Here is an 8,932-nt window from a genome sequence, read left to right as displayed (position 1 = left end):
TTTGTTGCTTTCGAGTTGATTTCATCGCTATCTCCATTTATTCGATCACACGAACATCGCTAAAACTTGGTACGCTTAAGAATGCAGGCCAATGCATCCATACTGCGAATGCTTTACCAACAAGCAGATCTTCAGATACGAAACCCCAATAACGGCTATCATTACTGTTATCGCGGTTATCACCTACCATAAAATAATGCCCTTTGGGGACAACCCATTCCATATTCTGAGCAGGCCTTATTACATCTTTATAAATCTGATGCTGAACACCATCTAAGTCTTCACTCATCAACAATTGCTTCGGATTACTCGGTGGTAATTGCGCTAATAGTGTTTGCTTTTGTGGCTCACCATTAATATAAAGCGTTTTCCCCTGATAACGAATAACATCTCCAGGTAAACCTACTACCCTTTTAATATAGTTAATCGTTGGCTTTTCAGGAAACTTAAATACAATTACATCCCCTCTTTCAGGGTCATTCATCGAAACAATTTTGGTATTAAGTACCGGTAAACGCAAACCATAATGAAATTTGTTCACTAAAATAAAGTCGCCAATCTTCAAAGTCGGCAACATTGAACCCGATGGGATTTGAAAAGGTTCAACCAGAAACGATCTTAAAACAAGAACAACCAACAGAACAGGGAACATGGATCGGCCGGTATCAACCCACCCAGATTCACGATTAATTTCAGTCAGAACCTCTTCTGGCAACTCACCCTCAACCTTCGCTCTAGCATCATTTAACTTTTCTGTACGCTTAGGTTTTAATGATATTTTGTCGTAAAACCAAACTAAACCTGAAACAAAGGTCAACGCGACTAATATCAGCGCAAAATCAAAATCCATTAACTACTGCCTTTTCCTATTATTAATTATCTACTTTGAGCACAGCCAAGAAAGCATCTTGAGGTATCTCAACATTACCTACTTGCTTCATACGCTTCTTACCAGCTTTCTGTTTGGCAAGTAATTTCTTCTTACGACTAACATCACCGCCATAACATTTAGCCAGTACATTTTTCCTGAGCGCCTTAACTGTTGTTCGCGCTATGATCTTACCGCCTAATGCTGCTTGGATAGCAACATCAAACATCTGCCTTGGAATAACTTCCTTCATTTTTTCACAGATTTGACGGCCTTTGAATTGAGCATTATCCCTATGAAGAATAACGGCTAACGCATCAACTTTATCGCCATTAATGAGTATATCCATACGTACTAATTTGGCTTCTTCAAATCGCACAAAGTTATATTCAAGTGACGCATAACCACGACTTACTGACTTCAAGCGATCAAAGAAATCTAATACGACTTCGGCCATAGGTAGTTCATAACTAAGCTGAACCTGAGTGCCTACGTAATTCATCTCTTTCTGGACACCACGTTTTTCGACACAAAGTCCAATCACAGGTCCTAGAAAGTCTTGTGGAACTAAAATATTCGCTTCCACAATAGGCTCACGCATCTCGCGAATAGAGCCAGGATCAGGAAGCTTTGAAGGGCTATCAATGTTAACAACATCCCCATTCTCAAGCTCAAGTTCGTAGATAACAGTGGGGGCTGTAGTTATAAGATCGAGGTTATATTCTCGCTCTAAACGCTCTTGGATAATCTCCATATGAAGCATGCCCAAGAAACCACAGCGGAAACCAAAACCTAACGCATCAGATGTCTCAGGTTCAAAAAACAGAGAAGCATCGTTTAGTGTCAGTTTGTCTAAAGCTTCACGGAAATCTTGATAATCATCAGAGCTCGTTGGGAATAGACCTGAATAAACCTGCGGCTGTACTTTCTGAAAGCCAGGTAACATTTCGACTTCAGGGGTTTTCTGATGAGTAACCGTATCACCGACAGGCGCACCGTGGATATCTTTAACACCCGCAACAAGGTAACCTACTTCACCTGCCTGTAAAACACCGGTTTCTTTCTGTTTTGGTGTAAAAATACCGATAGAGTCCGCTTGATAATGTTGCCCAGTAGACTTGAACAGTATTCTATCTTTTTTACGCAATGTTCCTTGGGTAACTCGTACTAGGGATACAACACCTAAATAGTTATCAAACCAAGAATCAATGATTAACGCTTGAAGAGGGGCATCTACATCACCCTCCGGGGCCGGGACGTCTCTAACAATATGCTCTAATACATCCGTAACACCGAGACCGCTTTTCGCCGAACACGTAACTGCGTCCGTTGCGTCAATACCGATAACTTCTTCAATTTCAACTCGAACCCTTTCAGGTTCCGCTTGAGGCAAATCTATTTTGTTAAGTACAGGAACAACTTCTAAGCCCTGTTCAATAGCCGTATAACAGTTAGCCACTGATTGAGCTTCAACGCCTTGCGCAGCATCAACAACTAGCAGCGCACCTTCACAAGCAGCAAGGGAGCGAGAGACCTCATAGGAGAAATCAACATGCCCTGGAGTATCGATAAAGTTAAGCTGGTAAGTTTCACCATCGCTAGCCTTATAATCTAAGGTCACACTCTGAGCTTTGATTGTAATACCGCGCTCTCGCTCGATATCCATTGAATCAAGGACCTGAGCTTCCATTTCGCGGTCACTGAGACCCCCACACATTTGAATGAAACGGTCAGCCAATGTTGACTTCCCATGATCAATATGGGCAATAATGGAAAAATTTCGGATATGTTTTAGGCTGCTCACTTGACGGCTACCACTACTCTTAACTCGCTGGAAAGGCGCAAGTTTACAGCATTTACTTAGTATGAGCCATGAAAAAAGCGCTACATCTATGGGAAGAAAATAGCGCTTTATCTATAACTAAAAACAATCTATTTTTTAATTTTTAGAGGAATAAATGTTGGGCTTCCTCGTCGGACGATTCTCATAGGTATAGAACGCCCTACGGGCAGAGACTTACTAACACGGTTAAAATCTTTAATAGATTCAATCTGCAAACCATTCAGCATTGTAATAACGTCACCAACCATCAAACCGGCATCAGACCCTGCTCCTGGCATAACCCGCTTAACAACAACACCCGACTCAACCTGCCATTTATCTTTACGCTGTTTGTCCAGTTCAGCGACCTCTAAGTGGAGTTTATTTTCTCCCGGTACTACAGGAACCCCACCATTAGAATGAGCCAACTGCTCTTGTGAAGGCAACTTACCGATTTTTACTCGGATAGTCTTGGTTTTCCCATTACGCATGACTAGGACTTTAGCCTTTACACCCGGTTTAACCCGCCCAACGTGATGAGGTAGGTCGGAAGACATGATTACATCCATTCCATTGAAAGCTAAAATCACATCCCCCTCGCGTAGCCCTGCCTTCTCCGCCGGGCTACCTGAAAGTACTTTGGCAACCAATGCACCTTCAGGCTTGTCTAAACCAAATGATTCCGCTAAATCCCTATTAACCTCTTGAATAATCACACCTAACCAACCTCTTGTGACATAACCACTATCACGTAATTGATCAGCAACATTCATTGCAATATTAATGGGAATAGCGAACGAAAGCCCCATAAAGCCACCTGAACGGGTATAAATTTGTGAATTTATACCTACTACTTCGCCCTCTAAATTAAACAGTGGTCCACCCGAATTACCGGGATTAATAGCAACATCAGTTTGAATAAATGGCACATAAGTTTCATTAGCCAAAGATCGCTCTTTCGCGCTAACGATACCGGCTGTAACGCTATGATCAAAGCCAAAAGGGGAACCAATAGCAAGTACCCACTCACCTACTTCCAACTCTTCAGACTTACCTAATTTAACACTCGGTAGATCTTCGGCCTCAATTTTAAGTAACGCAACATCAGAACGCTTATCCGAACCTATAACTTTCGCTTCGAGCTCCCTTCTATCTGCTAACCTTACAATTATGGTCTCTGCATCAGCGATAACATGGTGATTAGTTAAAAGGTATCCATCTTCAGATATAAGAAAACCTGATCCTAAAGACTGCGGTGTTCGTCTTCCCGGACGATCATTATGTCCCTGCTCCGGCATTTGAAAAAAGTGCCTGAAAATTTCAGGAATTTCCTCTCCTCCAGGGCCAACAAAAGGATTTAAATGTGAGTTATTAGCTTTTTGAATAGTACTAATATTTACAACAGCAGGCGCTGCCTGCTTCACTAATGCTTTAAAGTCTGGAAGGCTTGCAGCCCAAGCTGCATTAACAGATAAGATAAAAAAAGCTACTACGAATTTAGAAACGCCTCTCATAAATAAATCACCTGTTTCTCAATAAGTTAATTAACTCTCATTAACGTTGGCTGATATTTATACGACCGGAATAAGGAAGAGCTTCCATAACGCACAAACAAAAAACCTACAATTAAAGATACAAAAGACACAATAATTACAGCACCTTCAGCAAAGCCCAGCATGTCGGTAATAAACGCCCCTAAAAACAGAGCAAGAAGCGGTGTTAGATACATAAACACCGTTGCCTTCAAAAAAGCCCCTTCCTCTATTCCAATTAACACATCGTCATCGGTTACGACAGATAGGTTATTAGGATTATTTACCCTAAATATAAAACGTTTACCCTGTCCTACACTTGCGAGCAGTTTTTGACCGCATCCACTTCGGGCAGCACAACTAGAACAGGCGCTCTGCTTCACCGTTTCAACCCAAACACCTTGCGAGTTTACCTCGACTACCTTGCCAACTTCTTCGATCATCTTCTCTCAACGGACGAAGCTATTCGTTCTGCAATCATCATTGGCACATCACCCACTACCGTAACGAATTGATCCCCTATGCGCTTACCTACAGCAACCATATCCCCAGATTTGGCAACACCTTCAGGTACTGTTTGGCGGCCATAGTCTTCAACACAAACGCTGAACGAATTACGCCCATTACTGAAAACTTGAACTTCAGCATGCGGCATAACATCAAGCCTCATATCATCAAAACCATCAGGAAGCCACGAAGCCTGCCAGTTAGCTTTCTGAGTTTGAAGCATGTGTTTGTGCTGATCAATATAACGTTCTACTCCCTGCGATAACCGGATAATGTCAGGTTGGCTATTGCCATTATCAATAACCGAGCGGTTACCAAATTGAGCCCGAACAATATCGTTCGAAACTGTACCTATAGGCAACGTATAGCTAGGACGATTATCAGCAAGAGTTTCTTCTTGTGGATCATTACTTAAATTCTGCGCACCTAAAATAACCATAGCAGTTACCGAGGCAGCAGCAGCCATACTCGCAATAGGGCGCCAAAATCTATTTTTTTCAATGGCGCCAGTTTGAGTTTCTTCAGTGAAATCAGACTCGTCAATTTCAAAGTCTTGTTCTAACTCTAACGATGACATTACGCTAGCGCTAATATCTACATTTAAATCAGCCCCATCCTCGTTCTTCATGATAGAGCGAATTAAATGATAACGCTGCCAAGCTTCTGAAAGCTCAGGCTCACTATCAATACGATCCAATGTACGGCGCAACTCAAAATCAGCCACTTCACCATCCATAAGCGCAGAAATAGACTCTGTAGATCGATCAGTCATAACATTTACCTCTAGTTTTCTTCATTTCTGCTTTAGCTAGCCATTAAAGGCATTATTTCTTTATCTATAGCTTCACGTGCTCTAAAAATCCGAGACCGAACCGTACCTACAGGGCAATCCATCACGCCAGCAATCTCTTCGTAACTCATACCATCAAATTCACGTAAGGTAAGCGCCATTCTTAAGTCTTCTGGCAACTTACTCAAAGTCCGTTTAATCACAAGATCCAGCTCATCTTTATAGAGTTCATTCTCTGGAGTTGCTATATCTTTCAATTGATTATCACCTTCGAAAAACTGAGCATCATCAACATCTACACCTGCTGGTTTACGCGCCCTAGCCACCAAATGGTTTTTTGCTGTGTTTATCGCAATACGATACAACCAAGTATAAAAAGCACTATCACCACGAAACTTAGGTAACGCCCGATAAGCTTTAATAAACGCTTCTTGAGCCACATCTTGGGCTTCATGATGGTCATAAACATAGCGACTAATAAGCGCTATAATTTTGTGCTGATATTTCTTAACTAAAAGATCAAAAGCACGCTTATCACCGGCTTTAACACGTTTTACAAGCTGTTGATCAACTACCGTTTGACTCTCATTCGACACTCGATTTTCCTTCAATTCATTCCATGAGAATTATAACTAATAAGCATAGAGGCTAAAGTAGGTACTAATCTCTTTTGCTAAAACAACATATGAACCTCATTAAGAGTGCCGGGACAATTGTATGAACCCACAAAGCATATGAAGTTCCCCTAAATGACAAAAAAATATTAAAATAGGGTTTAATGTAAAGAAACTAATTAAAAACCTACCCTCTAGCGAAATTCTACTAGTAAAATAGCATACATATCAGCAAAACCACTTAATCGTAGAAAGAGTAATCACATGACACGACACCACCACTATGACGCTTTGATAATTGGTAGCGGAGCGGCAGGTCTTAGCATGGCATTACACCTTTCTAAAAATGCGCGCGTAGCCGTGCTAAGTAAACGAGAACTAAAGAGTGGATCGACTTGGCTGGCTCAGGGCGGCATAGCCGCCGTTATGGATACAACAGATAGTACTGATGCACATATTGAAGACACAATGTCTGCGGGGGGAAACCTCAGTCGACCTGATGCTGTAGAGTTTACAGTCTCACACGGCAAAGAAAGCATTGACTGGCTAATTCAACAAGGCGTGCCTTTCACTCAAGATAGTGAAGACTATCATTTAACAAAAGAGGGTGGGCACTCACATCGACGAATTATCCATTCAGCAGATGCCACAGGAAAAGCACTTCAGGACACTTTGATAGAAAGGGCCAAAGCCTCAGAAAATATTGACCTGTTCGAAGATCATATTGCTGTCGACCTAATTACACGACGTAAGCTTGGATTAGCACATAATCGCTGTGTCGGCGCCTACATACTTAACGGTAAAACAGGTCGCGTAGAAGTATTCCAAGCACCTCATGTTGTTCTGGCAACTGGGGGTGCGTCAAAAGCCTACCTTTATACAAGTAATTCTGATGGCGCCACCGGTGATGGAATCGCCATGGCCTGGCGCGCGGGCTGTCGTGTAGGCAACATGGAGTTCAATCAATTTCATCCTACTTGCCTTTACCATCCACAGGCAAAATCCTTCCTAATAACGGAAGCAGTCAGAGGCGAGGGAGGTAAATTATTACTCCCAGATGGCAAAGAGTTTATGCACTCTTTTGACGAGAGAGGCGAATTAGCACCCCGAGACATCGTTGCGAGAGCCATTGACCACGAGATGAAGCGTTTGGGAGCTGACTGCCTATTTCTTGATATATCGCATAAACCAGCAGATTTCGTGCGCAATCACTTCCCAACAATCTACCAGCGCTGTTTGACCCTTGGCATTGATATAACTAAAGAGCCTATTCCAGTAGTACCGGCCGCTCATTACACATGCGGTGGCGTATTGACCGATCAAAAAGGCCGCACGGACATACCAGGCCTCTATGCTATCGGAGAAACATCATTTACAGGACTTCACGGTGCAAATAGGCTTGCAAGCAACTCATTACTAGAATGCCTTGTTTACGCTAAATCAGCATCTGACGATGTTTTTGATTCACTCACCAAACCCCTTGATGAATCGATCATCCCTGCATGGGATGAAACACAAGTTACCGATTCTGATGAAGATGTAATCATCTCGCATAACTGGGATGAGATACGCCGCTTCATGTGGGATTACGTAGGTATTGTTAGAACCAATAAACGACTACAACGCGCAAAACACCGCATAGACCTACTACATAATGAGATAAGCGAGTATTACAGCAATTATAAAATCAGTAATGACCTACTAGAGTTACGTAATCTCGCAGTCGTAGCCGATCTAATTATTAGTTCAGCAATGCTAAGACATGAGAGTCGCGGGCTTCACTATACGCTCGATTATCCGGAGCTAGGCCCAGAAGCATTGGATACAATCCTAACTCCGATAAACTATTCATGGCATTAAACCGCGTCAGAAACACTACTATGCAAAGCTAAAACCCTTAACCTCCTGAAATTTTTCTTTGAGCAAGAATCCGTAAAGATGAAGACCGGTATATCAAAATACCGCTCTTCAACTCTACAAAATAGACATACAGCAAACGGCAGAACGTTAACTTGCTTTAACGCCACAACGTCAAGTCTAGTACCATCAAATTGCTCAAGCCACATACTGCGTGTTTCTGGATTCCAACTAAGTGAAGTAATAGACCATAAAGCATTAAGAGTAATTAACGTTTTGTAGTTAAAAAGAAAGCTCACGAGAACCAACATCGAGATAACCGACTGCGTGAAGAAAGATATAGAAGAATAAAACACACTGAACAGTGCAAGAATATACACTCCATTATATAAACATAACAGAGTGCGAGAGGGGTGAATAACTAAACTATTTAGGCTGAACACGCTCCAGTATTACCCTCACAATCCGTTGTAAGTCTGGGTCCGCAGGAACTTCACGTTCCATTAACCACACAAATAAATCTTGATCTTCACAAGCTAACAACTTAACAAAACGATCCTGATCATCCTGATCTAGGCCAGCAAACGCTTCCTCTACAAAAGGGACAAATAGAACATCAAGTTCCAGCATTCCTCTTCGGCTCTGCCATCGCAATTTACGTATATCATCTTCTGTATACATCGGCTTAAATCTTTCCTTTCGAAAACAACGATTACAATAATAAATGATTATATAACCAATCGAAGATAATCCCATGCTTTATGTTCGTTAATGAAGCAATAAATAGACTAATTAGCGTGAACGACAAATCAAGACCTGCACCGTAATTTATACGAAGCTCAATTCAGATAGGTATTTCCCGCGAAACCAAAACGAAACCCAAACGAAAAAACCCCGGTCACAGGGTGACCGGGGTTTTCTCTTAATTAAATGCTTGGCGAT

9 protein-coding genes are annotated in these 8,932 nt (G+C 41.9%); 1 reads left to right on the top strand and 8 read right to left on the bottom strand.

Features of this window, described 5'->3' with window-relative positions; all coding sequences use genetic code 11:
* Positions 1-37: 37 nt before the first annotated feature.
* From lepB to rpoE, 6 genes are all read right to left on the bottom strand, one after another.
* Positions 38-850 (bottom strand): signal peptidase I, encoded by an 813-nt coding sequence (gene lepB / locus B4K11_RS06990; protein ID WP_292950020.1) that lies wholly within the window; start codon positions 848-850, stop codon positions 38-40.
* Positions 851-872: 22 nt separating this feature from the next.
* Positions 873-2,672 (bottom strand): translation elongation factor 4, encoded by a 1,800-nt coding sequence (gene lepA / locus B4K11_RS06985; protein WP_292959303.1) that lies wholly within the window; start codon positions 2,670-2,672, stop codon positions 873-875.
* A gap of 128 nt (positions 2,673-2,800) precedes the next feature.
* Positions 2,801-4,204, bottom strand: coding sequence for a DegQ family serine endoprotease (locus tag B4K11_RS06980; protein WP_292950024.1), 1,404 nt, complete (start codon positions 4,202-4,204; stop codon positions 2,801-2,803).
* Between the two features lie 26 nt (positions 4,205-4,230).
* On the bottom strand, positions 4,231-4,665 hold the full coding sequence (locus B4K11_RS06975) for a SoxR reducing system RseC family protein (protein ID WP_292950026.1): 435 nt from the start codon (positions 4,663-4,665) through the stop codon (positions 4,231-4,233).
* On the bottom strand, positions 4,662-5,501 hold the full coding sequence (locus B4K11_RS06970; RefSeq protein WP_292950028.1) for a MucB/RseB C-terminal domain-containing protein: 840 nt from the start codon (positions 5,499-5,501) through the stop codon (positions 4,662-4,664). The genes B4K11_RS06975 and B4K11_RS06970 overlap by 4 nt, the downstream gene beginning before the upstream one ends.
* 32 nt (positions 5,502-5,533) lie before the next feature.
* Complete coding sequence (gene rpoE / locus B4K11_RS06965) at positions 5,534-6,115, bottom strand: RNA polymerase sigma factor RpoE (RefSeq protein WP_292950030.1); 582 nt, start codon at positions 6,113-6,115, stop codon at positions 5,534-5,536.
* A gap of 282 nt (positions 6,116-6,397) precedes the next feature.
* Between rpoE and nadB the strand changes: the two genes are divergently transcribed.
* The gene (gene nadB / locus B4K11_RS06960; protein WP_292950032.1) at positions 6,398-7,993 is read left to right on the top strand and encodes an L-aspartate oxidase; all 1,596 of its coding nucleotides are present in this window, start codon (positions 6,398-6,400) and stop codon (positions 7,991-7,993) included.
* Here nadB and B4K11_RS18610 read toward each other — a convergent pair.
* Both B4K11_RS18610 and B4K11_RS06955 read right to left on the bottom strand, forming a co-directional pair.
* Complete coding sequence (locus tag B4K11_RS18610; protein WP_414689216.1) at positions 7,990-8,433, bottom strand: protein YgfX; 444 nt, start codon at positions 8,431-8,433, stop codon at positions 7,990-7,992. The two genes, nadB and B4K11_RS18610, sit on opposite strands and share 4 nt — an antisense overlap.
* The gene (locus tag B4K11_RS06955) at positions 8,417-8,671 is read right to left on the bottom strand and encodes a succinate dehydrogenase assembly factor 2 (protein ID WP_292950033.1); all 255 of its coding nucleotides are present in this window, start codon (positions 8,669-8,671) and stop codon (positions 8,417-8,419) included. Before B4K11_RS06955 ends, B4K11_RS18610 begins: the two co-directional genes overlap by 17 nt.
* Positions 8,672-8,932 lie beyond the last annotated feature (261 nt).

It is taken from the genome of Neptuniibacter sp. UBA6509, from assembly GCA_002435145.1.
GTDB lineage: Bacteria > Pseudomonadota > Gammaproteobacteria > Pseudomonadales > Balneatricaceae > Neptuniibacter.
Note: the sequence above shows the minus strand (reverse complement) of the source record. Positions and strands in the feature narration are given on the sequence as shown.

Coding starts and splice junctions, on each gene's coding strand:
- lepB (WP_292950020.1), bottom strand. CDS start 850: ATGGATTTTGATTTTGCGCTGATATTAGTCGCGTTGACCTTTGTTTCA.
- B4K11_RS06980 (WP_292950024.1), bottom strand. CDS start 4,204: ATGAGAGGCGTTTCTAAATTCGTAGTAGCTTTTTTTATCTTATCTGTT.
- B4K11_RS06975 (WP_292950026.1), bottom strand. CDS start 4,665: ATGATCGAAGAAGTTGGCAAGGTAGTCGAGGTAAACTCGCAAGGTGTT.
- B4K11_RS06970 (WP_292950028.1), bottom strand. CDS start 5,501: ATGACTGATCGATCTACAGAGTCTATTTCTGCGCTTATGGATGGTGAA.
- nadB (WP_292950032.1), top strand. CDS start 6,398: ATGACACGACACCACCACTATGACGCTTTGATAATTGGTAGCGGAGCG.
- B4K11_RS06955 (WP_292950033.1), bottom strand. CDS start 8,671: ATGTATACAGAAGATGATATACGTAAATTGCGATGGCAGAGCCGAAGA.